The sequence below is a fragment of the Pseudomonas sp. AM8 genome (assembly GCF_036346475.1).
In the GTDB taxonomy this organism is placed as follows: Bacteria; Pseudomonadota; Gammaproteobacteria; order Pseudomonadales; family Pseudomonadaceae; genus Aquipseudomonas; species Aquipseudomonas marginalis.
Genome location: NZ_JAOTNX010000004.1, coordinates 63,469 through 88,525, shown reverse-complemented (window position 1 = coordinate 88,525; position 25,057 = coordinate 63,469). Strand labels below are relative to the sequence as shown.

29 protein-coding genes are annotated in these 25,057 nt (G+C 56.4%); 10 read left to right on the top strand and 19 right to left on the bottom strand.

The features are described 5' to 3' along the window. Positions 1–204: 204 nt before the first annotated feature. The 4 genes from V3W40_RS12100 to V3W40_RS12085 all read left to right on the top strand — a co-directional run bounded on the left by V3W40_RS12100 (position 205) and on the right by V3W40_RS12085 (position 2,621). The gene (locus tag V3W40_RS12100; protein ID WP_330215083.1) at positions 205–1,473 is read left to right on the top strand and encodes an aspartate aminotransferase family protein; all 1,269 of its coding nucleotides are present in this window, start codon (positions 205–207) and stop codon (positions 1,471–1,473) included. Positions 1,474–1,697: 224 nt separating this feature from the next. Next, positions 1,698–2,063, top strand: a complete 366-nt coding sequence (locus tag V3W40_RS12095; protein WP_074847776.1) for a type II toxin-antitoxin system RelE/ParE family toxin — start codon at positions 1,698–1,700, stop codon at positions 2,061–2,063. After that, positions 2,047–2,367 (top strand): helix-turn-helix domain-containing protein, encoded by a 321-nt coding sequence (locus V3W40_RS12090; protein ID WP_065925406.1) that lies wholly within the window; start codon positions 2,047–2,049, stop codon positions 2,365–2,367. Before V3W40_RS12095 ends, V3W40_RS12090 begins: the two co-directional genes overlap by 17 nt. Positions 2,368–2,462: 95 nt before the next feature. Next, complete coding sequence (locus V3W40_RS12085) at positions 2,463–2,621, top strand: YqaE/Pmp3 family membrane protein (protein ID WP_010207008.1); 159 nt, start codon at positions 2,463–2,465, stop codon at positions 2,619–2,621. Between the two features lie 5 nt (positions 2,622–2,626). On the opposite strand, the gene pqqE is transcribed toward V3W40_RS12085, so the two are convergent. From pqqE to V3W40_RS12035, 10 genes are all read right to left on the bottom strand, one after another. Next, on the bottom strand, positions 2,627–3,757 hold the full coding sequence (pqqE, locus tag V3W40_RS12080) for a pyrroloquinoline quinone biosynthesis protein PqqE (RefSeq protein ID WP_065938222.1): 1,131 nt from the start codon (positions 3,755–3,757) through the stop codon (positions 2,627–2,629). Beyond that, the gene (gene pqqD / locus V3W40_RS12075) at positions 3,750–4,025 is read right to left on the bottom strand and encodes a pyrroloquinoline quinone biosynthesis peptide chaperone PqqD (protein WP_065925404.1); all 276 of its coding nucleotides are present in this window, start codon (positions 4,023–4,025) and stop codon (positions 3,750–3,752) included. Before pqqD ends, pqqE begins: the two co-directional genes overlap by 8 nt. After that, the gene (pqqC, locus tag V3W40_RS12070) at positions 4,022–4,774 is read right to left on the bottom strand and encodes a pyrroloquinoline-quinone synthase PqqC (RefSeq protein WP_065925403.1); all 753 of its coding nucleotides are present in this window, start codon (positions 4,772–4,774) and stop codon (positions 4,022–4,024) included. The genes pqqD and pqqC overlap by 4 nt, the downstream gene beginning before the upstream one ends. A gap of 106 nt (positions 4,775–4,880) precedes the next feature. Beyond that, the gene (gene pqqB, locus V3W40_RS12065; RefSeq protein WP_010207003.1) at positions 4,881–5,792 is read right to left on the bottom strand and encodes a pyrroloquinoline quinone biosynthesis protein PqqB; all 912 of its coding nucleotides are present in this window, start codon (positions 5,790–5,792) and stop codon (positions 4,881–4,883) included. Between the two features lie 71 nt (positions 5,793–5,863). Then, positions 5,864–5,938: a pyrroloquinoline quinone precursor peptide PqqA gene (gene pqqA, locus V3W40_RS12060; RefSeq protein WP_003194766.1), complete on the bottom strand. Its 75-nt coding sequence runs from the start codon at positions 5,936–5,938 to the stop codon at positions 5,864–5,866. Between the two features lie 159 nt (positions 5,939–6,097). Next, a complete protein-coding gene (gene pqqF, locus V3W40_RS12055; RefSeq protein ID WP_330215082.1) occupies positions 6,098–8,467 on the bottom strand; it encodes a pyrroloquinoline quinone biosynthesis protein PqqF in 2,370 nt (789 codons plus the stop codon). 47 nt (positions 8,468–8,514) lie between these two features. Further along, positions 8,515–9,309 carry a carbon-nitrogen hydrolase family protein gene (locus tag V3W40_RS12050; protein WP_330215081.1) on the bottom strand — a complete coding sequence of 265 codons (795 nt, stop codon included), beginning with the start codon at positions 9,307–9,309 and terminating at the stop codon, positions 8,515–8,517. Between the two features lie 10 nt (positions 9,310–9,319). After that, positions 9,320–11,002, bottom strand: coding sequence for a flavin monoamine oxidase family protein (locus V3W40_RS12045; RefSeq protein WP_065925505.1), 1,683 nt, complete (start codon positions 11,000–11,002; stop codon positions 9,320–9,322). Between the two features lie 168 nt (positions 11,003–11,170). Next, positions 11,171–11,617, bottom strand: a complete 447-nt coding sequence (locus V3W40_RS12040; protein WP_032883895.1) for an Lrp/AsnC family transcriptional regulator — start codon at positions 11,615–11,617, stop codon at positions 11,171–11,173. 36 nt (positions 11,618–11,653) lie between these two features. Next, positions 11,654–12,523, bottom strand: coding sequence for a LysR family transcriptional regulator (locus tag V3W40_RS12035; protein ID WP_065925400.1), 870 nt, complete (start codon positions 12,521–12,523; stop codon positions 11,654–11,656). 111 nt (positions 12,524–12,634) lie between these two features. Here V3W40_RS12035 and V3W40_RS12030 point away from each other — a divergent pair, with 111 nt between their 5' ends. Both V3W40_RS12030 and V3W40_RS12025 read left to right on the top strand, forming a co-directional pair. Beyond that, complete coding sequence (locus tag V3W40_RS12030; RefSeq protein ID WP_027605927.1) at positions 12,635–13,060, top strand: VOC family protein; 426 nt, start codon at positions 12,635–12,637, stop codon at positions 13,058–13,060. Between the two features lie 957 nt (positions 13,061–14,017). Then, entirely contained in the window at positions 14,018–14,329 is a 312-nt protein-coding gene (locus tag V3W40_RS12025; protein WP_183704212.1) for a hypothetical protein, read from the top strand. Positions 14,330–14,586: 257 nt separating this feature from the next. Here the strand turns inward: V3W40_RS12025 and V3W40_RS12020 are convergent, their stop codons facing one another. The 4 genes from V3W40_RS12020 to V3W40_RS12005 all read right to left on the bottom strand — a co-directional run bounded on the left by V3W40_RS12020 (position 14,587) and on the right by V3W40_RS12005 (position 18,494). Continuing rightward, the gene (locus V3W40_RS12020) at positions 14,587–14,970 is read right to left on the bottom strand and encodes a C2H2-type zinc finger protein (RefSeq protein ID WP_183704208.1); all 384 of its coding nucleotides are present in this window, start codon (positions 14,968–14,970) and stop codon (positions 14,587–14,589) included. Positions 14,971–15,346: 376 nt separating this feature from the next. Continuing rightward, positions 15,347–15,661, bottom strand: a complete 315-nt coding sequence (locus V3W40_RS12015; RefSeq protein WP_191959374.1) for a hypothetical protein — start codon at positions 15,659–15,661, stop codon at positions 15,347–15,349. Between the two features lie 10 nt (positions 15,662–15,671). Beyond that, positions 15,672–15,902, bottom strand: coding sequence for a hypothetical protein (locus V3W40_RS12010; protein ID WP_183704202.1), 231 nt, complete (start codon positions 15,900–15,902; stop codon positions 15,672–15,674). Between the two features lie 195 nt (positions 15,903–16,097). After that, a complete protein-coding gene (locus V3W40_RS12005; RefSeq protein WP_330215080.1) occupies positions 16,098–18,494 on the bottom strand; it encodes an AAA family ATPase in 2,397 nt (798 codons plus the stop codon). A gap of 387 nt (positions 18,495–18,881) precedes the next feature. Between V3W40_RS12005 and V3W40_RS12000 the strand changes: the two genes are divergently transcribed. Next, positions 18,882–19,109, top strand: a complete 228-nt coding sequence (locus V3W40_RS12000) for a hypothetical protein (RefSeq protein WP_244653851.1) — start codon at positions 18,882–18,884, stop codon at positions 19,107–19,109. 314 nt (positions 19,110–19,423) lie between these two features. Then, a complete protein-coding gene (locus V3W40_RS11995; RefSeq protein WP_330215079.1) occupies positions 19,424–19,693 on the top strand; it encodes a type II toxin-antitoxin system RelE/ParE family toxin in 270 nt (89 codons plus the stop codon). A gap of 44 nt (positions 19,694–19,737) precedes the next feature. Here V3W40_RS11995 and V3W40_RS11990 read toward each other — a convergent pair whose 3' ends face one another. Next, positions 19,738–20,004 carry a type II toxin-antitoxin system RelB/DinJ family antitoxin gene (locus V3W40_RS11990; protein ID WP_183704193.1) on the bottom strand — a complete coding sequence of 89 codons (267 nt, stop codon included), beginning with the start codon at positions 20,002–20,004 and terminating at the stop codon, positions 19,738–19,740. 238 nt (positions 20,005–20,242) lie between these two features. Further along, entirely contained in the window at positions 20,243–20,917 is a 675-nt protein-coding gene (locus V3W40_RS11985; RefSeq protein WP_183704191.1) for a hypothetical protein, read from the bottom strand. Between the two features lie 174 nt (positions 20,918–21,091). On the opposite strand from V3W40_RS11985, the gene V3W40_RS11980 reads away from it, so the two are divergent. Continuing rightward, a complete protein-coding gene (locus V3W40_RS11980; RefSeq protein WP_330215078.1) occupies positions 21,092–21,775 on the top strand; it encodes a hypothetical protein in 684 nt (227 codons plus the stop codon). A gap of 1 nt (position 21,776) precedes the next feature. Continuing rightward, entirely contained in the window at positions 21,777–22,730 is a 954-nt protein-coding gene (locus V3W40_RS11975) for a tyrosine-type recombinase/integrase (RefSeq protein ID WP_191959377.1), read from the top strand. A gap of 826 nt (positions 22,731–23,556) precedes the next feature. Here the strand turns inward: V3W40_RS11975 and V3W40_RS11970 are convergent. The 3 genes from V3W40_RS11970 to V3W40_RS11960 all read right to left on the bottom strand — a co-directional run bounded on the left by V3W40_RS11970 (position 23,557) and on the right by V3W40_RS11960 (position 24,816). Then, positions 23,557–23,907 carry a hypothetical protein gene (locus V3W40_RS11970; RefSeq protein ID WP_177141330.1) on the bottom strand — a complete coding sequence of 117 codons (351 nt, stop codon included), beginning with the start codon at positions 23,905–23,907 and terminating at the stop codon, positions 23,557–23,559. A gap of 47 nt (positions 23,908–23,954) precedes the next feature. After that, positions 23,955–24,224: a hypothetical protein gene (locus V3W40_RS11965; protein WP_191959378.1), complete on the bottom strand. Its 270-nt coding sequence runs from the start codon at positions 24,222–24,224 to the stop codon at positions 23,955–23,957. 160 nt (positions 24,225–24,384) lie between these two features. After that, positions 24,385–24,816: a hypothetical protein gene (locus tag V3W40_RS11960; RefSeq protein WP_191959379.1), complete on the bottom strand. Its 432-nt coding sequence runs from the start codon at positions 24,814–24,816 to the stop codon at positions 24,385–24,387. Between the last annotated feature and the right edge of the window lie 241 nt (positions 24,817–25,057).

Here is a 25,057-nt window from a genome sequence, read left to right as displayed (position 1 = left end):
TTTCTTATCGAAAAAGCTGGAAAAACGAAATGGCCGGTGGCCCCCGAGGCGCCTAGTCTAGCGCCTATTCGCAGGGCTTACAGGGCCGGATCGGGCAATGAACAGCGTTTATGTTGATGGCGTTTACATAGGCAAGGCAACACACCCGCAGACAGTGATTGCAGGGAAAACCGACCAAGGCCCGGTTGCCACTGGGGGCAAGCTGTGAATCTCTTCAATATGCGTCGCCCCGTGCCCAGCCTGGACGACCTGCTGCTGGAGGCTTCACCCGATACGCTGTCCAGCGAGGCGCTGATGCCCACCGTGGCGAGGCCGCCTCAGGTTTTCGTTCGTGGCCAGGGCTCGTGGCTGTGGGACAGCGACGAGCGTGCCTACCTGGATTTCAGCCAGGGCAACGCTGCCAACAGCCTCGGCCACAGCCCGCAGGTCTTGATCAAAGCCCTTGCCGACCAGACCCAGGCCCTGATCAATCCAGGCCTGGGGCTGCATAACCGCGCTCAACTCAATCTTGTCGACCGCCTGTGCCATCGTACCGGCAGCGACCAGGCCTACCTGCTCAACAGTGGCGCCGAGGCCTGCGAAGCGGCGATCAAGCTGGCGCGCAAGTGGGGCCAACTGCATCGCGGCGGGGCCTACCGCATTATCAGTGCGAGCAATGGTTGCCATGGTCGCAGTTTCGCGGCACTGGCGGCGTCGGCCGGCAATCTGGAAAACCGCTTTGAACCGCAATTGCCCGGCTTCAGCCATGTGCCCTTCAACGACCTTCCGGCCCTGCATGCTGCGGTCGATGCACAGACAGTCGCCATCCTGCTGGAGCCGGTCCAGAGCGAAGCCGGTGTGATCCCCGCGACGGAACATTACCTCAAGGGGGTTGAACGGCTGTGCCGCGAACTGGGGATCCTGCTGATCCTCGACGAAGTACAAACCGGCCTTGGCCGTTGCGGCACCTTGCTTGCCGAACAGCAATACGGTGTGCGAGCCGACATCATCACCCTCGGCAAAGGCCTGGGCGGCGGCGTGCCGTTGGCTGCGCTGCTGGCGCGAGGCAACGCCTGTTGCTTTGAAGTGGGTGAGCTGGAAGGCACCCATCATGGCAACGCATTGATGGCAGCGGCCGGGCTGGCGGTACTCGATACGGTGCTGGAGCACGGCTTCCTGGAACACGTACGTGAATCCGGCCTTTACCTGGGCGAAGGCCTTGCCCGACTGGCCTACCGCTACGACCAGGGCCAATTGCGCGGCCACGGCCTGATGTGGGGCCTGACGTTGGCGGATGATTCTGCAGATGCAGTGGTAAAAGCCGCCCTGCACGAAGGCCTGATCCTCAACGCCCCGCAACCTGACTGCCTGCGCTTCACCCCGGCGCTTACGGTGAGCAAAAGCAACATCGACGAAATGCTCCTGCGCCTGGCCCGCGCTTTTTCCCGGGTGCGCACCGCCCAGTTGCAATGCCGCAAGGGCATCGCCGTTTAACCCACATTCCTGAACCGTCTCGCGGTATACGCGGCGCCTCCAGCCTGATTTTTTCGGCTGGGGGCGTTTTTTTGCGTGTGAAATTTTTGGATTGAAAGCGTTGATTGATCGCCTGTGAAAACAATGGCTTTTTAGCGTGCGTCGATAAGGACTGTCGACGGAGCATTGGTTGCTCCACTTCTAATCTATGCCACTGGGTGGTATGTTTATGGGAAGGGATATCCATGAGGCTTAGGTTGTTTAAAACCAGGAATTTTGCTGAGGCGGCCAGAAAGGCGTGGATCTGTGATTCGGAGTTGAGGGAGGCGTTCGGCCAATTGCTCAGGGGGCAAGCTGACAATTTGGGAGGTGGTGTCTGGAAGAAACGCCTCAAAGAGAACCGACATCGATCTATTGTCTTGGCCAAGGGCAGGCATTACTGGGTTTATAACTCTCTTTTTGACAAGCAGAGGCGAAGCAATATCAGCCATAAGGAACTCAGCGCGTTGCGAGCACTGGCTAAGGTTTATGAAGGGTTAAACGAGGTACAGGTTCAACACCTTCTGGATAGTGGGGAATTTGTGGAGATGCACCATGACCAAAAAATATGAAAGCGAAATTCTTGAGTCTGTTCACCAATCTGCCAAAGCGCTTTATGCAATTGGCGCCATCAACAAAACTACTCTTCGTGAGTTCGACGAGGCATGCCTTGCAAAGATCCCGGCGCAAATCCCTGCCGAACAGATCAAGCAGCTACGTGAAAGTAGCCATGTCAGCCAACCGGTGTTTGCTCGTTACCTGAATACCAGCGCCTCCACGGTGAAGAAATGGGAATCTGGCGAGAAGCAACCCAGCGGCATGGCGCTCAAACTTCTTAGCATCGTGCAAAAGCATGGGTTAGAAATTCTGGCCTGAAGGATGGCCCGGTGCCAGATCCCACTGAACCCTCACGAACGCCCAAGGTCGATTAGCTACACGGCTCACACGAGCCGATTTTCTGGAGCTGACCCATGGACATCATTCGTATCATCATCGCCATTCTGCTGCCGCCACTGGGTGTGTTCCTGCAAGTGGGTTTCGCTGGCGCGTTCTGGCTGAATATTCTGCTGACCTTGTGCGGTTACTTCCCAGGCATCATTCACGCCGTATACATCATCGCCAAGCGCTGAGCCCGTCAGCCTTTTGCGATGAGCCGTGAATTGCGCTCATTGCGAAAGGCCAGTTGCTCGATGGTCTGGGTAGCGTGCTCGGCTTCTTCCCGCGCCTTGAGGATGATGCCGTGCTGCTCGGACTTGCTGCACACCGGGTCGGCATTGCTCGCATCCCCCGTGAGCATGAAGGCCTGGCAACGGCAGCCACCGAAATCCTTTTCCTTTTCATCGCACGAACGACACGGCTCGGGCATCCAGTCGTAGCCGCGAAAGCGGTTGAACCCGAAAGAGTCGTACCAGATGTGCTGCATGCTGTGGTCGCGCACATTGGGAAACTGCACCGGCATCTGTCGGGCGCCGTGGCAGGGCAGGGCGGTGCCGTCTGGCGTCACGGTCAGAAAGATACTGCCCCAGCCGTTCATACAGGCCTTCGGGCGCTCCTCGTAGTAGTCCGGTGTCACGAAGATCAGCTTGCACGGATGGCCTTCGGCTTCGAGCTTGGCACGGTATTCGTTGGTGATGCGTTCGGCGCGCACCAGTTGTTCCTTCGTCGGCAATAAACCCACGCGATTGAGTTGTGCCCAGCCATAGAACTGGCAGGTGGCAAGCTCGACAAAATCCGCCTCCAGCGCAATACACAGCTCGATGATGCGGTCGATCTTGTCGATATTGTGCCGATGGGTGACGAAGTTCAGCACCATCGGGTAGCCATGCGCCTTCACGGCGCGGGCCATTTCCAGTTTTTGCGCAAAGGCTTTTTTCGAACCGGCCAGCAGGTTGTTCACCTGTTCGTCGCTGGCCTGGAAGCTGATCTGGATATGGTCCAGGCCGGCTTTCTTGAAGTCGCTGATCTTCTGCTCGGTCAGGCCGATGCCCGAGGTGATCAGGTTGGTGTAGAACCCCAGCTTGCGCGCCTCGGCGATCAACTCGGCGAGGTCCTGGCGCACCAGCGGCTCACCGCCGGAAAACCCCAGTTGCGCCGCGCCCATCTCGCGGGCCTCGCGAAATACCTTGATCCACTGCTCGGTGCTCAGCTCCTTGCCCTGCTCGGCAAAGTCCAGCGGGTTGGAGCAATACGGGCATTGCAGCGGGCAGCGATAGGTCAGCTCGGCGAGCAACCACAGCGGCAGGCCGATGGCGGGTTTTTCAGGCAAGGGTGATCCAGTGCTCAGCACGGGCGACCTCCATGAATTGCTCGATGTCGTCACCCAGCTCAGGTACGCCGGGGAACTGTTCTTCGAGGGCGGTAATGATCGCCGCCACGTCGCGCTCACCGTCAATCAGGCCACCAATCAGCGCGGCGCTGTCGTTGAGCTTGATCATGCCTTCGGGGTAGAGCAACACATGGCCTTTTTGCGCGGGTTCGTACTGGTAACGGTAGCCCTGGCGCCAGGTCGGTTTTCTGCTGCGATCAAAGCTCATAGGGTGATCCCTTTATGCCAGACCCGCTGCTCGGTCACGCTGTGATACGGCGGGCGTTTCAGTTCGTAGGCCATGCTCATGGCATCCAGCATGCTCCACAGGATGTCGAGTTTGAACTGGAGGATTTCCAGCATGCGCTCCTGGCCTTCTCGGGTGGTGTAGTGCTGCAAGGTGATTGCCAGCCCATGCTCCACGTCGCGCCGCGCCTGGCCCAGGCGGGTGCGGAAATATTCGTAGCCGGTGGGGTCGATCCACGGGTAGTGCTGCGGCCAGCTGTCGAGGCGCGATTGGTGGATCTGCGGCGCGAACAGCTCGGTGAGCGAGCTGCTGGCGGCTTCCTGCCAGCTGGCGCGGCGCGCAAAGTTGACGTAGGCGTCTACCGCAAAGCGTACGCCGGGCAATACCAGTTCCTGGGAGCGCAACTGGTCGGGGTCGAGGCCGACCGCTTGGCCCAAACGCAGCCAGGCTTCGATACCGCCGTCCTCACCCGGTGCGCCATCGTGGTCGAGCAGGCGCTGAATCCACTCGCGACGGATCTCGCGGTCCGGGCAGTTGGCCAGGATCGCCGCGTCTTTCAGCGGGATGTTCACCTGGTAATAGAAACGGTTGGCGACCCAGCCCTGGATCTGCTCGCGGGTGGCACGGCCTTCATACATCGCCACGTGGTACGGGTGATGGATATGGTAGAAGGCGCCTTTGGCCCGCAAGGCGGCTTCGAATTCGGCGGTGTTCATCGGTCTATCAGTCATAAGAGGTCTCCTGTAGGAGCGAGCTTGCTCGCGAAGGTCGTTAACGATGACGTGGGCGTTCTGAATGAGCACGGTGCCCTTGGGTTTTTCGCGGGCAAGCCCGCTCCTACAGTTCGATGCTCATGCCGTCGTAAGCGACTTCGACATTGCGCCGCACCAGTTCCGCGCGCTCGGGAGAATCTTCATCGAGGATCGGGTTGGTGTTGTTGATGTGGATAAGCACCTTGCGCTGCTTGGGCAACTGCTCCAGCACTTCGAGCATGCCGCCGGGGCCATTTTGCGCCAGGTGGCCCATCTCGCGGCCGGTGCGGGTGCCGACGCCACGGCGCTGCATTTCATCGTCGTCCCACATCGTACCGTCCACCAGCAGGCAATCGCTGCCGGCCATGATCTCCAGCAACGGCGCGTCGACCTTGCCCAGGCCCGGGGCGTAGAACAGTTTGCCGCCGGTGCGCAGGTCTTCGACGATCAGGCCGATGTTATCGCCTGGGTGCGGGTCGAAGCGGTGCGGCGAGTACGGTGGGGCGGCGCTACGCAGGGGCAACGGGGTGAAGCGCAGGTTGGGGCAGGCCGGGATGGTGAAGCTGGCATCCAGCTCGATGCGGTTCCAGGCCAGGCCGCCGTTCCAGTGGGTGAGCATGGTGAACAGCGGGAAGCCGGTGCTCAGGTCTTCATGGACCATGTCGGTGCACCACACCTGGTGCGGGCAACCTTCGCGCAGGCTCAACAGGCCGGTGGTGTGGTCGATCTGGCTGTCCATCAGGATGATGGCACTGATGCCGGTGTCGCGCAGTGCGCGGCCGGGCTGCATCGGCGCAAAACCCTGGAGTTGCGCGCGGATATCCGGTGAGGCATTGCACAGTACCCAGTTCACGCCATCGTCGGAAATGGCGATGGACGACTGGGTCCGCGCCTGCGCCCGCAGGCTGCCGTCACGAAAACCTGCGCAGTTCACGCAGTTGCAGTTCCACTGCGGGAAGCCGCCGCCAGCGGCGGAACCTAGAATCTGGACAAACATGGCCGCTCCATCAAGCAAAGCTCAAAACAAAAACGCCCCGGGCGAACCGAGGCGTTGTATTACCCAGCGGCTTAGCGGCTGGCGAAGTACATGGTGACTTCGAAGCCGATACGCAGATCAGTGTAAGCAGGTTTGGACCAGGTCATATTCTTACTCCTACGAAGGGATGGGACGTTTACTACCAAGTAATACATATAGTCCACCTCCAGTCGGAGATGTTCAGATGTGTGCGTGGGAATGTTACGCAATTCTTCTCAAGTTAGCGCTGTCTTGGTGGAAAAAGCCTGTTGCAGGGTTGGCAATGATCAGCTCGCCGGTTGCCAGCTCTCGTCGACAGGTGGGTCGTTGGCGATGCAGCGCCAGCCGCCGGTCGCGTCGTGCAGTTGTTGGGCCGCGTGTTGCAGGTCCTCCCGTGTGCGGGCCTGGATCAGCTGTTGAAGCCGGTACAGATAATCCGACGGGTGGCCCGCCAGGCGCGCGTGCCAAAGCAGTTCGGCGCTTTGGGTGATCGGTAACGTCGCGGCGCAGAACTGCTGTGCCAAGGCGTGATTGCCCACGTCACTGGTGCCGTCGATCAACAACGGTAGGTGTTTCAGGAAGGCTTTCAGGTGATCGACGATACCTGCCAGTGAAACGCTGGGTGATTGCACACCCAACAGCAGGCCGGTTTGCCCGTTGATCTGTCGGACACCGCTGAATACGGCGTAGCCCAATTGCAACTCGACCCTCAGGCGTTGGTAGAACGGCCCTTGGAGCAGGTGCCCAAGCAGCCGCCATGAGGCTTCATCGGCCAGGGATTGGCTGGGTGCCGGGCAAAACAGCAGCACGGCGGCTTCGGTTGAGTGGGTTTTAACCGTATGCCACACACGTTGACCACCGAGGTGTTGAAGAGACGGTTCGAAGTGTGCAGGTTGCCCAGGCAGACGGGCGGCGGCGGCCTTTATCAACGTTTCACATGCGGCGGGCAGACTCAGCCCCAGGCCGTGCCAGCGGGCAGTGGCCCAGGATCCAGGCTGTTCGCTGGCGTCGGCATGGCCGGTGGCGCAGCACGTGGGCAGGGCCTGGAGCAGTTCCCGGATAGCGATCATGGGCGCAGGTGCCGGGGCAGTTTCCTGCGGCAGGTTGAGGTGTTGCGCCAACGCCTCCAGCACGGCCGGCATCGGCTCGTGCAGCCCGGTCATCTTCACCAGCCAATCATGGCCGGTGGCTTCGAGAGATAATTCGACGCCCGCCTGGCGCGCATGTTCACGCAACGGCTGCAAGGTGTTTTCCAGCCCGGCAGGCGCTGGCGCGTCGAAGCGCCACTGCACGTACAGCGCGCCTTCATCGCCGTCATCCGCCAAGGCCTGGCTGAAGGTCAGCGGCGATACGTCCCTTCGCCCCCGTGAACGATCCTGGGCAAACGTGCGCAAGCCTCGGTGAGCGCTGGTTTGGCCACGGATCAGGCCGGCGCGTTCTTCTTTGGCCGGTGGGCGCAGGAACGGGTTGTTCGGCGGCAGTTGCCAACGGTGTTCGGCGGGCGGCAAGTGCAGTGAATCAAGCAGGGCCTTGAGCGCGGCGACGCCCTGTTCACTGAGGTCTTCGCTGTCGTTTCGAGCCAATGCCAGGGCGCCCTGGACCTGTTGTTGGCGAGCGTTCAGCAGGGCGAACTCTTCGCGCAGTGGCGTCCAATCGCTGTGGGCGAAAAAGCTCAGCCAGTCGTGCAGCAGCGTCTCAATGTGTGTGGGCGGTTCGTCCTTGCTGTCGAGTGTAAAGTCGATGTCCAGCACGGCTTGACCGGCGAAGTGGTACAGCACCGATGCCTGCAGGACGCTGGCCAAGTGTCGGGTTTTCAACTCGGCGAGCAGCCCGCCCGGCGCAGAGGCATTGAGCCAGGTGCAGAGGAAATCCAGGGCTTCACGGGGCGCGTCACAGGTGATGACGTGGTGCAAGTGGTTGTTGTCGATGTGTTGATAGCGCCGAGCCTGGCCTTGCATCAAGGCCGGTGGTGAGGCCTGCGGATGCAAGGGGCCAGCGATCAGTTGCGCGCTGAAACGCTGCGCCAGGGCTTCCAGTTCTTGCAGCGGCTCCGGGCCGGCGAGGCTCAGCGTCATCTGTCCGCTTTGATAGAAATGCGTGTGGAATTCCCGCAGTGCTTGCTGAAACGCCTCGCGCTCCACCGGCAGGCTGTCGCGGTTGCCCGCGTGAAAGCCGCGCAGTGGATGATCCGCTGCCAAGCCTTCTAGCAGCGCCACCTGCTGCTGTGCCTTGGCATCCTGGGACCAGGCGACGTACTCGGCGTGCAGCACTTCGCGCTCGCGCCGTTGATCTTCCAGGGTCAGGCGCGGATGGGTCAGCATGTCCGCCAGTCGCTCCAGCCCGTGCGCATAGACTGAAACCGGTAGTTCAAAGAAGAAGTCCGTGGTGCGTTCGCGGGTGCTTGCATTCACTTGGCCGCCGTGGCGCTGTACGTAGGCCATCAGCCCTTCGCCTGCAGGAAATCGCTCGGTTCCCAGAAACAACAAATGCTCAAGAAAATGCGCCAGCCCCGGCCAGGCCAACGGCACGTCGTGGCTACCGGCAGCCACCCGCAGCGCCGCCGCGCAACGTTTTAAGCGCGGTGCATGGCGCAGGGAAACCCGCAGGCCATTGGCCAGGGTCAGGTGAACGGGATAAAGGTGGGCCGGGGCGGGCATGGGCACTTCCAGAACGGGCAAGTGCCTATGCTAACAAACCCATTCAGTCAGGGCTTGTACAGCGGGCCGTAAAGCTCGGGACGCCGGTCTTGCAGGTAATGGTTGGCGGCGCGGGCGTCGAGGATCGATTGCCGGTCCACTGTCCCGACAATCAAGGCTTCATCCAGGCCGGCCTGGGCGATTAGCTGGCCATCTGGTGCGGCAATGCTGCTTTGCCCGCAGTACTGGATATCGCCTTCGTGCCCGCAGTAATTGGCGTAGGCCACGTAGCACTGGTTCTCGAAGGCCCGCGCCCGCACGGTGACATCGGCGACGAAGTCGAACGGCACCATATTGGCGGTGGGCACCAGGATCAGCTCGGCACCGGCCAGGGCCAGGCGTCGGGTGTTTTCCGGGAACTCCAGGTCATAGCAGATCAGGAACCCCAACTTCCATCCGTTGAGTTCCGCCAGCGGGAAATCATCGTCGCCGGCACTGAACATCGAGTGATCCAGATCGCCGAACAGATGGGTCTTGCGGTAGTTGCACAGGCGCTGGCCGTGGGCGTCGATCAACTGCACGGCGTTGTAGATCTGCCCGTCTTCGGCCCGCTCCGGGTAGCCGTACAGAATCGCCAGCCCGGCGCTCTGCGCGATTTCGGCAACGGCTTGGGCAGACTCCCCGTCCTGGGCTTCGGCCAAGGCACCCACGGCTTCGGCACCGATGTTGTAACCGGTGAGGAACATCTCCGGCAGCACCAGCACATCGGCACCGGACGCTTCATGCGCCAGTTGGTGCAGACGCTTGAGGTTGCCTGCGACATCCAGCGGCAGCGGTGGGCATTGGTACAGGGCGACGTGCATGTTCAACTCCTTAGTCAGCCAGGGCAATCGGCCCGATCTCATCGAACACATCACCCGGCCCCGGGTTCTCGGGGTGAGTGCTGCCACCAAAGTGGGTCATGATGCCCCACACCGCGTTCAATGAGGTTTGTACCGCGCCCTCCACCCATGCTGGAGTCCAGGACACGTCGTCACCGGCGATAAAAATCCCACGCTGTTCAGCGGGCATGTCCTTCTGCATGAAGTGCGCATACATACGTTGGTTGTAGCGGTAGTGACCCGGCAGCGCGCCTTTGAAGGCCCCGAGGAAATGCGGGTCGGCTTCCCAGGACACGGTGATCGGGTCGCCGATGATGCGCGCCTTGATGTCGACTTTCGGGTAGATCTTGTTCAAGGCGTCCAGCGCCAGTTTCACCCGTTTGTCGATGGGCTGCGGGAGCATTTTCAGCGCGTCGCTCATCCACGAGTACGACAGGCAGATCACCCCTGGCTTGTCGTCGCCGTTGTCGAAAAGGTAAGTGCCGCGCGTGAGGCGATCGGTGAGGGTCATGCTCATCAGGTCGCGGCCGGTCTCCGGGTCTTTGTCTTTCCAGAACGGGCGGTCGACCATCACGAAGGTCTTTGACGATTGCATGTAGCGCGTGCGGTCGAGGGCCATCCACATCTTTTGCGAGAACAGTGTTTCATCGCACTCGATCTGGGTGGTCAGCAGCCAGCTTTGGCAGGTGGTGAGCACGGCCGCGTATTCGCGGGTATCGCCGTAGTTGTCGGTCACCGCGAAACGGCCATCGGCAGCATGGGCGATGCGTTTTACCCCGGCCCGTGGTGCACCGCGGTGCAGCGAGCTCAGGCTGGTACCGGCGGGCCAATGGGCGCAACGCTCCGGCACATGGCGCCAGATGCCCATCGGCACCTGGGCTACGCCGCCGACCACCAGGTGCTGGTGATCGTCACAGTTGGTCATGACCACGCGGAATATTTCCAGCATGGAGTTGGGGAAATCCGAGTCCCAGCCACCGGTGCCGAAACCTACCTGGCCAAACACCTCGCGGTGGTGGAACGACAACTTGGCGAAGGCCTTGGAGGTGGCTACGAAGTCGTAGAAGGTGCGGTCGTCCCACAAGGGCACCAACTTGTTCCACAGCGCTTTGAGGCGCGGCACATCACGGTCGCGGATGGCTTGCTGGATATCGCCGAACTGCGAGCCGGCTTCCAGGGCGTCGGCCCAGGCGTCAGCCACTTCCTGGAACAGCGCAGGCAGATCGGACAGCTTTTGTGCGTAGTGGGTCTGGCCTTCGAGATCGATCACCGTACTGCCGGAAGCCGGCGTCAGCGGGTTGGGGAAGGGTTTGGTTTCCAGACCCAGCTTGTCGACGTAGTGATAGAACGCGGTAGAGGACACCGGAAAACGCATGCCGCCCAACTCGGCGATGATGCCTTCGGCGCCTTCGAAGGCCTGGGAACGCAAACGGCCGCCCATCTTCGAGGCCTCATACACCACGGGCTTGAGGCCCAGCTTCATCAGCTCGTAGGCGGCGACCAGCCCGGCGATACCGGCGCCGACGATGGCCACTTCGGCGCCATGATTGGCGGCGGGGATACTGCCGAGTCCGGCGGGGTGTTCGATCCAGTCATCGAAGGCGAACGGGAAATCCGGGCCAAAGATGGTGATGGGTTTTTTACCGTCGGCAGGGTGGCGATGGGTCTTGCTGATAGTGCTGGACGGAATGCTCATGGCGGGCCCTTGCTGACGACTCGGCGGGAAGTGACCCGCTGAGTATAGGAAAAGATGGCAGCCAGTTTAGGGAGCGTTGCGTTCGTTAATAAGACGCAAAGTGTCGTCGGAATGAATTGTTTTTAGTCATAGTGACGAATTAGGTGGTCAGATTGGTTGGCCGCGATCCAATTTGTTACTGAGGATGATCGATGTGGTGGTTTTCTCCACGCCATCGACACTGCCGATCTGGTCCAGTAATTGATCGAGCTGTTCCGGCGAATCGGTGCGCAACCAAGCCACGTAATCGAACTCGCCGCTGACCGCGCACAATTGTTGAACCTGGGCCATGGCGCTCAGCCTGCGCAGCACTTCTTTGCCCGAGCGCGGTTGCACGGTGATCCCCACATAGGCCTGCAAGCCGCCATCTGCCACGCGTTGACCCAGGCGCACACCATAACCGGTGATCACCTGGGTTTTCTCCAGGCGCGCAAGGCGCGACGTCACAGTGGTGCGCGCAATGCCCAACTGCCGGGCAAGCATGGCCACGCTTTCGCGGGCGTTGATCTGCAAGGCGGCGATCAACTGGCGATCGATTTCATCTAGAACAGGCACGTGGGGCTCCGTGACGGGCGGCAATGGGAACGCATGTTACAGGCTTGGATCGGCCAGCAGGCAGCGGGCAAACAGTTGTGGTACCGGCAGGTGACGTTGGCTGTAGCGGCCCAGCAGGATGATCTCGCGGAAAAAAGTCAGCTTGCCCAGCGGGATTATTCTTACTTGGGGCGAGCGCTCCAGCCACAAGCCTGCCTTTGGAATCAACGATACGCCCAGGCCACACTCCACCATCCTGACGATGGCTTCGAGTTCATCCAGCTCCAGCGCCACTTGCACCTCAAGCTTCTGCTCGCGCAGAAACCGGCTTACGAGTCGGCCGCCAAACGAAGCACGGTCATAGCGCACATGGGGCTGGGTGTTGAGTAGGTGCAAAGGGTCGTCGCCCACCAATGTGTTCGGTACGACCAACACGAACGGCTCCTTGCGCAGCACCTGCACATACAACTCCTTGGGCAGGTCGAAGGGCGGTCGAATGATGATTGCCGAATCCAACTCTCCAGCGTCGACCTGGTTCAACAGTTCCAGGGAGACACCAGGCACCAACTTGCACTCAACCGTTGGCGCGGCCTGGCGCAAGCGCACCAGCGCCTGGGGCAGCAAACCGGTTTGAGCCGTAGTGATAGCACCGACTTTCAACTCACCCCGGTATTCATTGGTATTCACCGGCACCGCCATGCGGTTGAAGGTCTCCAGAATCTCCTTGGCCAAGGGTAATGCGCGCAAACCGGCGGCATTCAGGGTGGCCTGGCGGCCGGTGCGGTCGAACAGCTGCACGCCCAGCGCTTGCTCCAACTGACGAATCTGGGCACTCACCGCTGACTGCGTCAGCCCGATATGCATGCCCGCTGACGCAAACGTCCCGTGACGCGTTACCGCAATAAAGGTCTTCAATTCACGCAGCATCGATGTCTCGATTCATCAAAAATTTTTGAGCTCGACGCAAAAACTATCGTCTTTTCATCGTTGGGAGCAAGGCTAAACTCGGCTTACTAACGCCCATAGAGGTTTGAACTGATGACACTCGCGCCCTTTCACCTGGCAATTCCGGTATTCGATCTCGCCGCTGCACGGCACTTCTACGGCGACGTCTTTGGGTTGGAGGAGGGCCGCTCCAGCGAACACTGGGTCGACTTCAACTTCTTCGGCCATCAACTGGTGATCCACGAACACCCGAAAACCGCCTCCCAGGAAGCCGCCCACACCAACGCTGTCGACGGCCACGACGTGCCCGTGCCGCATTTTGGCGTGGTGCTGGGCTGGGAAGATTGGCACGCCCTGGCAGACCGTCTACAGGCGCGGCAGACGACGTTTGTGTTGGAACCGCATATTCGGTTCAAGGGACAGGTGGGTGAGCAGGCGACCTTGTTCCTGTTCGACCCGTGCGGCAATGCGTTGGAGTTCAAGGCATTCAGGGATATTGGGCAGTTGTTTGCGAAGTAAGGTTGTACGCAGCCCCCCACGCAAAACGTCTGTGCCAGACACACAAAAGCCGCGCAATGCGCGGCTTTCGAATTGGTGGGCCCACACGGACTTGAACCGTGGACCAAAGGATTATGAGTCACCGAATGACACTCCGAGGCCATGTAAGTCTAGGCGAGGGTAGGCAAAGGTACAACAGTGCTAACCAACTGTTAACACTGAGTTTTTGCTAGTTTTGCAAAAACGGTTACGACTGGGGACTGTACCGCCAATGTACTTAGGACGCCTCCGCTGCCGCGGATGCCTAAGCCTGGTTTCCGGGTGCTGGTTCCTCTGCTGATTAAACTTGGCGCTTGTATCAAACGACGGGCCCGAAGGGCAATGGAGCTTTTTTGTGCGGGGCCTTGGCGCTTAAAGCGCTTTTTCGCTGTTTTGGACCAAAGCGGGGGTGACGAGGCCCCTTCTAATTCCCGCTTAGCACCACCAAAGCACCGCTAGTGCCCTATAGATTCCCTTGAATGCCCCGAAGACACCCATTCAGTGCTCCATTACGCACCCTAGGACAGATGTCCAAAAAGCACTCATCCACGCCTTGATGCCCACCAACCACCGCTCACTTCCTCTAAGGGTCCGGATTTTTCCCTTTAGCACACCTCAACCGCACCACTAATAAATGGCCTAGCTAAAACCACGTTTTTTTGCACAAAAAATGACTCAAATGCAGCAATAAACGAGGTTCAAAGGGATGGACTTTAGTATTTCTATACGCTGTGAGGCTTGGAACGGGGCGTCATCAACCGCGATGCGACTCGCAGACTCTCGATGAAGCTTGAGATAGGCTGACTCAATGGCCGCTCGTGACAAATCGTAGGACCCACCCTAGGCTAGATTTTATTTAGTCAGGTCGGTATCTGGCGCTTTTTGGCGATGTCGTCGTGACGTTGAAAGCTGGGCATGGGGCAAATTGAGGTATCGGCAATGAAAACTATCGGACGAGTCGAAGTCGAGACATTCATTGATGTCAGATGCGATGTGTGCGATGCATCAACTCGCGTAGATACGGGTGGGCTCCAGTTTGGCTCCCTTCAGGCGAAATGGGGCTTCGGCTCTTCCCACGACGGTGAGCGTTACGAAATACATCTCTGTGAGAACTGCTTTTTTCAAGCACTGACATATCTTCGTCAAGAGCGGCGAATTCAGAATATGTTCGGTACAGAGGACGTCGCTGGTTTTTCGGAGGATTTAGGTCTTGTAGCAAAAAATGATTACTTCGGCGATTGGGGCAGATGAGGTCGAAATGAAAGGGCGTCGAAAGGTCAGAACGGATAAGTGGCAGATTAAGGAGCTGGTCATCAAGGAGGCAAGGGCGATTCTTACCAGACGGACAATCACAGACGGACGCTTTTTAAATATTGCAGCCCAGAGCACGCTTGAGGAACCTGTCGGATTGCTGGCAGGGAGCCGATGGTGAGCGGGGTGACTATCGCCCTGGATGGCACCGGCCAGCAAACCCATCGGTGCGGTAGCCAAATTTCCTGTAATCCGGGTTACCCTGCGTAGCGCTCCCATTTTTGGATTGCTGCTCTTGCTTCTACCTCGCCGACGCCGCTTACCAATGAATCAGCAAATGCCAAGTGGGCATCCATGTAGTGGTCAAAATCTTTCTCTGGAACCCCATTCGAAAGTGCGCGGCTCCACCAGGAGAACGCTACAACAAGCTTGCCAAGCTCAGGGTCGTAATGAGCCTTCATTCGGTCAAGACCGCCATCATTGAAAGCGACAGCCCAGCCGAATGCTTTTGAAAAGTCCCGGACTTTTTGAGGCTGAGAGCCCCGCGCATATTTTTTATGAATAGCAGCGTGCGTTTGGCGGTCTTCTTCCAAGGATGGGACATAGAGGAGTCCACAAATGCGGCAGGTAGAAACGGTCAAGTTGTTGCTCCTTTCTTGATGGACGCGGAATTTCGCATCGCTCTATGTACTCGGCCGCACAGATGCGGGGCTTGGGCATTATTATGACTTTTTCTCACTGGTCGCGCTTCACTATGAGAGCCGACCCGATCCCGTAAGATATCGCACCTAGAAAAAGCGAAATTCCATAATTCGCTAGCACATTTGGCAAGGGATCACCGCGGTAGAACTTCCAAAGGTGAAACGCGGCCATACCAATTGCGTAACCTCTCATAAACTGCCAAAAACTAAGGTTCATGGTCTTTTCCGTTGTTCGTGGAGCTGGTGGTGCCCGGGGTGAAGTGTCGCCGCGGCTTGCAGTAGCCATCAGTCTTAGGGGGTAGTAGCCGATTTATCTCTACTTCGCAGGCTTGACCGAAACGACCTCAATGAATCGGTACTTCTTCCTTGCCATCTTCGTCGCGTCCAGTTCAGCTTGAAGCGTGCTTAATGTGTCGGCCTCGTAGGTGAGCAACTCAGTTTTTCCTTCGAACTCGCTTCCTACACGCAGTGTGACCTGCAGCTTTGGTACGAATGGTTTGGCCTCCTTCCGCTTGCTCGCTAGTGTCGATGTCGCGGCGACGACGACATGCGGCTTGATCTGCGGAACCGTTAATTGCTCAGCAGGCGCAGCGGATCCAAACAATGCATGGCGCATCTCTTCTTCGGTCATCATGACTTTCCTAGAATGGGTTGTCCCACTTGATTTCGGGTGCGCAGTAGTCAAAGCTGTAATTGCCCAACGTTCCGGCCTGCTCACCTTTCGCAGCTTTAGAGAGGGCCTGCTCATATCCGTTATCGTCCGTGCTCTCCAACTTAAGTTCGAATAACGCTTGATCCAAAAGCTTCTCTAGGGCTTTTGGGGAGCTGGCTTCTACTGTGATGGTGATTTTTCCTGGCGCTTTCACTTTCATACCTGATTTTCCTATTATTGATTACCAAACTTTGAATACCTCTCCACATTGTCGATTGTGGTGAGGACTTGAAGATTCCCTTCTATATACGGCCCGGAAATCCGCTACCTTTATGACCAGACACCTGAATCGCTAGAGGAAAGTTCGACGTAGCCCCGTCACTTATGCCACTCGCTATTCAGCGCAAGACACCCTTCAGAAAAGATCCGGCTTTGGCTGGAGCACTTCCTCTGAGGCTGCCGTGACGGGGACAATGATCGGCAATACGCTGGAGAGTTGGGCCACATTTTGGCCGCTGTTGGCGACCACTATTGGGGAAGCGTCAGCCTCAACCGTTGCCTGCTCCTCCATGGCGACCTGTACTTCCGCTTCTTCCTCCGCAATATTCAGATCCACGTACGCATCGCCCATCATCATCTTGTAGTGAGCCAAGTGTCCTGAATGGTCGAAGATTTTGAAGAAGACTCTGCGGTAGTTCTCCACCATCGAGTTTTCTATCGCTAGGTACAGATCGTCATGAGCGAAGTGGGAGCCGTCATTTACCCAGGACAGCAACGACCGGCAGTGGATCTTGTCTGCACCGTCGAAGTGCTTATAGAGGGTGTGTAGGTCGGTGGAACCCAGAATTTTGAAATAGTTCTCGAGGATCCTGCGCAGGGTGTTCTGAATCGTCGTGTTGTTGATGTCTGGTCGCTTCAACTCCGACCAGAGCAGGTCGTAGGAGGTCTTGATGGGATTGCCTGCATGGGATTCGACCTTCGATTTCTGATCGGATTTGCGTATCACCCAGAACGTCTCGTACGGTAAGGCATTCTTCTTGCGCTCATGGTTGAACGTGATCTCTTTATGGAAGTAGATGTTGTGGGTCAGGATGAATACCTGCTTGATGTATCCGGTGTTGGCCTTCACCTCTTCGAAGATTTGCTTGATCAGACTACTGACGATGAAGAGCACGTCGCTGTCCAAACTGGATACCGGATCGTCAATGACCACAACGCGGTCATTGGTCGTGCCAGTCGTGGACGCGCTTCCCTTTAGCAGATGGTAGAAGTAAAGGAAGGTCACGAAAGTCTTTTCACCTTCGCTCAGCGTGTTTTTAGCGTCGGTACCGTTGCTGCGAACTAGTTTGTACGAGCTTTCAGTCGAAGCGACGGCAAGCTTAAAACCATGAAATCCGAACTCCTTGAGGAGCTTGTTGATCGCCCTAGCGGTGGGTTCGATGGTGGTTGAGGAGCGTTCTAGTTTGCCCAACTCTTCCTGCTTTACCTCTATGGCCGCATCGCCAGCATGAATCTTGATTGCCAGGCCGGTGATGGCACCGTCCAGGGCGGCTTTTTGCTTGCGGTAGTGCTTGATCTCCTCCTTGAGCTCCACCTCCAGCATGTATTTCCATATCTCCCCAGTGAGCTCGTTATATTTCCGGTCAAAATTGGCGACAACGTCGTTGTGCCGGTGGATCTGCTGATTGGCCTCTGAGATCAAACCCAGGATTTTTTCGCATGTGCTGGCGGTGGATTTCAGCTCAATTACGAGGCTTGGCGTGACCTTCTTAGATTGGATCTTTTCTAGGTTGGTGCGTGTCTCTGTCGTCAGAAGGTCGATCAGTGTTACCAATTTGTCGCGGTCGAGAAACTTGCTTTCATGCGCCAGAATCGCGTGAAGCTGCTGCACGATCATCGTGCTCGTGTCTTGGTAGTTACCTCGGAGCACATCGATGGCTAGTGTATTTTTCTCGAAGCTGTCATCGAAGTATTCGATAAGACTACGCTCGAAATCCTTCGTGGTTTGCTGTTGGCAAAAAGGACACTCGCCATCATTTTCGTTGAAATACCTTATGCCTTGGCGCACCCAATCGCTGTTGTTGAGTCTTTCGATCATCGCGGCAATGTCGACATCACTCTTCCCGATGACCTTTGTCCCCAGAATGGGTGCTTTTTCGTATTCCGTCAGAGCGTTGAAGTTGATGGAGTGTATCAACGCCTCAGACTTGGGCTTCTCACCATAGAGCAGCTCTGCTTTTTGCGTCAGATCCGGGAGTTGCAGGAGTTGTGACGTGTTGCCCCGAGCTTCTTGTAGCACCCTATCCTTGAATTTTTCAGCATTGTTTCGTAGGCCCTGAAAGGCGCCATGGAAGACTTCATCATGCTTGCGTTTCTGGGCCCAGCACTTGTCCTTGAACTGTTCTTCTAGGACGAGGAGCTCCTGGCGTTTGCCACCCGTTTCATCGAGACCAGTGAGTGCTATTTTCAGGCTCTGCCGGCCCGCCTCCAGGTTTTCGATGTCTTTCTTGAGGTCCTTTATCTCGTCAAGCTTGGCTTGTTGGGTTTCCCCTAGTGTGAAGACGCCTTTGAGGTTGGCAACTTGGTTGAAATTCCTTTCCATGAAATCCTGGTTGTACACCATCGTCTCAACGCGCCGGCCGTTTCTCCACTGTACATCAGAGGGAAGATAGTGCTCAGGGTCTTCGATGACCCTGCCAATGCTCGTCTTGCCGGCGCCATTGGCCCCATAGAAGAAGTTAATTTTCTTGAGGCCGTTGATCGTGACGGGATCGATATAAGTGGCGATGGCAAGGCGTATGGACTCGATCATCTCTGTCATCCCTAATGAGAACAGTCACTGTGAACCTGGTTACCGAAAACGGTATCGGTGTACAGACTTTGCTTGGCTGATCACACCGTACGATTTTATCGAAATAGATTCAGCCAGTTTCTCGCGCTAGCATAAAAACGCTGTGGCTAGTTCGTACGAAAGCGATGATCGATCAAGAACACCGGTGGTGTAGTCGTCGCCACCTTCGGCCCTGAAGACCAGTCAGGCCTTGTCCACCGCTTAGGCAGCTGGGCGTTCGCTCACCGCTGGATGGACGATTCTGCGCAAATATGGATCCAATAATCATCACTGATATCACTATGCCAGCGAAACCGCAAAGCCGCCACCGAGCAAAAAACGAAGCAAAGCAACGCAGAAGTTGAGCAAATGGCGAATGAGCTTGGGTTTGTTGCGCGCCAAGCTAACCCTTTACCTACTCCAGTTGAGCGGTCGAGGCGACGTTTCAAGACCGGGCGCAATATCCAGATCAACATCAAAGGCGAGCAGGAAACCAAAGACGAGCTGTACCGTATGGCCGACGATATAGATCAGCCCCTGGGAGAAACACTAAAGCGAGCCTTGGCAGCATTGCGTCGAGAATTGGCCGCCGAGTAGGGGAGGGGACCTTGCCCCAAGACTGGCATTGGGGCAAAGCCAGACGTGTTTTGGAGCTCGTGAGCAACCACACATAAAAAAAAGGCAAAAAAAATCCCTTCCCGGTGTTTACTTTTTTCGGGAAAGGATGATATTCTGTGTGGATGTGTCAAAAACGTGCAAAAGTCACATCTTACACTGTGTGTGTTTTTGTAGATTAGAGAGAATTAGCGGACCGGTCAATGGCCATTTATCGGTTTTCCGCAAATAATTCCGACTGGTGCTACGTTGGCGACCCATACCTAACCTTAACCTTTGTATGGGAGTACTTAACCTTGCTTAAAATCCAAGATACACCGCAATTCATCGCTGACTTCAAAGCGCAGCTCGCTGCCGGAGAAGATCCAGCTCCATTCATCGAAGTTATCCAATGTCTCGAAAAGCAGCTACCACTGCCTATTCAACATTGTGACAACCCTTTGGCTGGGACGGGGCGTTGGTGCTGCCGCATCAGCCACGATTGGTGGATGATCTACAAAGCAGATCCCGTGGCAGGGACAATCACTTTGGAACAGACCGGAAGCAACCAGTACCTGTTTGAGTAGGATTGTGAAAGAGAACGGCGCCCCAAGCGCCGTTCTCTTGATTGTCAGATTCCCAATTTTTCGAAAAGGGCTGCAGAATTTTCGTGCTGGGTAACAACCGGGTTCCGATCTTGCTCCTCCATGACCGCTCTTGCTCGGGCGTTCAACGAGGGTGCTTTGACTTGAAAAGGCAGCTCTTTGGTTTGAACAACCTGGACAAGCATCATGCGAATTGCTTGAGAAACGGTGACGCCCATTTCTTCAAGAATCGCTGTGGCATTGGCTTTAAGATCGCTTTCAATTCGAGTACGAACGACTTCAGTGCTAGCCATAAATCCTCCAGAACACACTGTAGCTACAATTTGCTCAGTATACTCTTTCTATACCCTTAGTCCAGATTTTTGTACAAAAAATACTCAAGTCTCACGTTAGGCCCAAGCGCCTGGGCCTCGGCCCCTCTCAACAATGCGCGAGCGTATCGCCATTCAGACAAGGGCCGAGCCGGAATTTCCAATATCAGACGTTGGTAGATCCCTGATAGCGACCATCAGGCCGGGGAATCGCTAGAGGCTATTCTCCTACCTTGATGGGGCCGTACATGCCGGTAAAGATCAGTGCATTCCAAATTTTCTTCATTGTTTGCCCTGTCTCTTGATTCACAAACAGGGATGATCTACTGCCATGAGGAGTGCCGAGTAAATAGAAGCGCATGCTCTCCCAGGTCTCCGCGACTTCAGCCCACCGCCACATCGGCAGCTCTTGTTCCAGCATCAAAGGCACAGCAATTGAAGCCGGGATCGTTCCATCCGACGACAATCGTTTTTTCCAATTACATTTCACCAAGATAGGCTGGGCCTCGGTGTTGTACAGCTTCACATCCAGCCGCTCCGCTGTAATTTCAGCTGCTGGGTGGTAGGGGAGCTTGGCGACTGAATCCAGTACGTTCTGGCCATCACCATAGGGGCAGGTGATGAATCCACCGACAAAAAATCTGGTGTGATCCAGTCCCTGGTAGCCAGATTGATTCCCTGGCGTAGTCGCTGGATGGCGGTCGTTATGATTGCTGACGAGCGGGTGCCAGGAAGGGTAGCTATCGACTACAGGACCAAGCTCTTCAGAAATTTCTTGAAGCGCCTCTTTGCTGCGTGCTCTCTGATATTCGTCCGCATCGCGCGCTCTTGGGATCAAATAGGACTCCATCTGCTCATAACCAAGTCTTGCCGCTTCGTCAGCTCTAAAAGCCATAACCCACCCCGTACAATTGAATTCCTATGCACGGTATCCATTAATCGCGCATGAGACAATCGTTTCATGCGCGACTATGCCAAGTAATGCTAAGAACAGTGAGCTCATGAAGGGGGGAGGGGTGTTTCAAATATGGTGATAAAATACGTTATCGTTAGTTTTTCAGGGGCTGTCATGGGCACGACCAAACCGTTTGAAGTCCGCGATAGCTGGGTCTTAGTCGATTCCATGGTGGCCACCTATTGTGAAATCGCGGAGGAGGCATTCGGATATTTTTTGTTCGAGAAGGGTAATCCGCTCCCAAGGCAAGAATGGCCCGGCGATTCGACAGCCTACGACGACCAGAAAACTAGAAGAAACGTCGCAGCCATAAAAACCATCGTCTTCTCCGCGATGGCCTTAGAAGCTGCTGCGTTCGAATTTGCCACCCTCCAGTTGGGAGAGCGCCTAGCAAAAGATTATCTGGACAAGCTGGATGTGGTAGGTAAATGGCTCGTCGTCCCACGCTTGGTCTGTGGTCGATCGCTGAATGCGGATGGCCCCGCCATCAATGGGCTGAAAGGCCTGGTCAAGGCACGTAACGCTTTGGTGCATCACAAATCCAAGGAATGGAACGGCAAGCACGCGCATCTAGATGAGATGGATACCCAAAGAAAACAACTCGAACAACTCCAGGCTCCTAACGCATTCAAAACGCTGATCCTGCTTTCGTTGGAATTGAATGCGGTGCTGGAGACCGATGGGCCGCTCCCACCTTTTGAGGATTCTTGGATACATGCCACTCCACGCAATTCTCTGGTAGAGCAAGTGGTGCATCGGTGTCGCGAGGTTCATCGGAATAACTGGCGAGGGGTTTGACGTGACGGGACTTATCACCCATCAGGAACGCCGGCTAACCGCCGCGGAATTTCAGCACCTAGCAGCCGTGCCGGCGGCGGTCGAGTGGTTTGCCAACATCGACAACCCGCGCACGCGGCGAGCGTACCAAGGCGACCTGGAGGACTTCTGCGGGTTTGTCGGGCTCACCGGCGCCGATGAGTTCCGCGCGGTCACCCGCGCGCACGTTTTAGCCTGGCGGGCACAGCTCGAACAGCGCGGACTGGCCGGCGCCTCAATCCGTCGTAAACTTGCAGCGCTGGCCAGCCTTTTCGATCATCTGCTGGAGAGCAATGCGGTCTCGGGAGGCAATCCGGTCCACGGCGTGAAGCGGCCCAAGATTGAAACCAACGAAGGAAAAACGCCGGCACTGGGTGATCACCAGGCCAAGGCCCTGCTCGATGCGCCGGATCCGGAAACCCTGAAAGGTCGACGCGACCGGGCGATTCTTGCGGTACTGCTTTACCACGGCCTGCGCCGTGAGGAAGCGGCCCGGTTGATGGTCGCCGATATCCAGGAGCGTCGCGGCATTACGCACCTGCAGATCCACGGTAAAGGCGGCAAGCTGCGTTATCTACCGCTGCACCCGACCGCAGCCGAGCGTATCTACGCGTACCTGGAGCGTTCCGGGCATCACCAGGACGACGTTCAGGCGCCACTGTTTGTGCCGCTACGCGGACGTTCTACAGGCACAGGCATAAGCGCCAATGGAATCTACGCAGTGGTCGGAAGCTATGCCAAGGCGGCAGGTATCAATGTCGCTGGGTTGGGAGTGCATGGCCTGCGCGCCACGGCTGCGACCAATGCGCTGGAGCACGAAGCCGATATTGCCAAAGTACAGGCCTGGCTGGGCCACGCCAATATCAGCACGACCCGGATCTATGATCGCCGTCAGCTACGCCCCGAGGATTCGCCCACATTCAAGATCAGGTACTAGCTAGAGCTACTTGGCACGACGATGTTAGGTATGGAATATGGCGAGCAAAGGCGGCAGAATGCCACCACTGCTTAGCTTGTCGTCGCGCACCCTGACACGTGCTGCCTTAATGCCACTGAGGCAAAAAATTTAAAGGAAGAAAAAGCATGGGATTTCTGGTTTTCTGTTGGCTGATCATCGGTGTTGTATGTGCGGTCATAGCTACTGGGAAGGGACGTAGCGGGTTTGGTTGGTTCATTCTTGGATGCATTTTCGGGCCCCTAGCTCTGCTTTGCGCTGCAGTGATGTCACGCGAATCTCGACAAGACGAGCGAGCCTTGAAGACTTGTCCGCATTGCGCGGAGAAAGTGCAGTTGCAAGCCATCTTGTGCAAACACTGTCATCAACCTCTAGAGAAAGGGCAGTGCTCTGTCGCTAAAATAAAGTCTTCCGCAGCCGATGACTGGGCTAATTCGTAATAATCCCTTAGGAAGAAATCTCGTTGGGTATTGCACTCGACCTAACGATCCGTTTGCATTGTGCGGCCACTCATTTGCACTCGACTTGAAAAGTCGTTTGCATAGAGCTTGATCAGCACACTTGGTGTGACCTGACTAGCAGAGGTCGACGATAAGTGGGCACTAAGGCATTCCCAAATATCCTAAATTATCTTGCTGACTATAATTGCCCTGTAAGCCTCGTCATAGCTGGCTTAGGTGCAAAAAAAAGCATCTGAAAAGTCACCGTCACTATCGCCCAGCAGGTCCTGAGCAAACGACGCGCATGCGCCAAGCTTCAGGCGTTTTAGCCTACTCTCAGCATCTGGCAATCGCTAAGTGACTTACACTTATTTGTCTGGATCGAATTGCTGCCACTTCTCAGGCATGCCTGTGCCGAAGCCACAATTCAGGCAATCCAGCCCTTTCTCATCAACTGATCGATTGAAAGCAAATGTCTTGCCTTTAAGATCAGTCAAAAGCAGCTTTTCGCCTTCGCTTTTTGCCTCCCAGGTTTGTTCATTCAGGACCTTTTTCTGAAAAGGATCGACCTTCACTATTGTGGCCTTACTGCCTTTAATATCGATGGCTACCAGCGGCCCTATTACGCCTTGCATGGCTCGATAGCTACCCTCAAACGGATTGCCACAACCACTCAGGCCGACACACAGCCCGATGAGGCAACCAAATTTTCTCCACATCCGACTATCTCCTGAAAAATTGACCTTAGCGGGAATCCTCTGCGGTCTCACGGCGTGACAGAAGCCTTTGAAGGGTGATCGCTTGGATTCCTCAGCTGGACAATTAATTGCTCAAGCCCCAGCTCCGTCAGAAAGACCGCCAGCTTGTCGAGACTCTTAAAAGTCCGCTCGCCGCCGCGCTGGCGGCGCAGCGACATACACTCAGCCCCCAATTGAATACGCAGCGACCATCCGTCGCGGGTGTGCAAGACCGAGATGTCATGCGCTAGGCCGGCAGCAATGTATCGCCGTAGATCTGCTTCGAAAATTAAGGACATAGACCACGCATCAGAAATGGAGCAGGGGGGCAGCCCGTAGGTCTTCCCCCCTATCACCAGCAGCAGAGTTTATTGGATTTTACCCTTCTACTACCCTGAAGCGCTGCGGACTCGATGATATCAATCATCTTAAAAATATCAATAAGTAAATATTGATATATCAATAAATTGTTTTTGATATGGCGCGCTGAAATGCTTCAGGAAGATCCGTCTCGCTTTCACCCACGCGGCTAACCGTTCCTAGCCCACCACAGCTTCCTCTCGAGCAATGGAGACGGCCTTCCAGTCCCAACCATCCTTCAGAAAGGACTGCCTGGCCCCCACCCGCAAAGTCGAGAGTGATAGTCAGAAAAGTGGATGAATACTTGAAGGGGTAGACGTTCAGGATCCCGTGGTGCATCGCATCGTATGAGTACATTTTCCCGTCCCCTGATCTGTCGATCTTGAGCACTTTATAACCGGTACTCAATCCGCCGTCGCTGATGTAGTACCCACTCACCTCTGACGAAATCAGTTCTGGGATTTTTTCCCAAGGGGTCAACCCCAAGCCACAACAAGCGGCCACACAAAGTACCTTCCACCGTTGCTTCAAAGGGGGCTCCTTTTTCATCGATACCAAGTCCAGAGAAATGCGACCACGATCCCCCACAACACCCAGCAGAAACGCTTTCTAAGCGTGCACTGATGGGTACGGTGCGTTGCGTATATTGCTGATATGGTCGCGATGATCAGAAGTGCCAGATAAGCTTTGTGGGCAGTGCTATAGGACGCCTGAGGGAGCAACGCAACAGTCATCGGAAGTAACGCGATCGCGGAGATCACCCACGCAACGA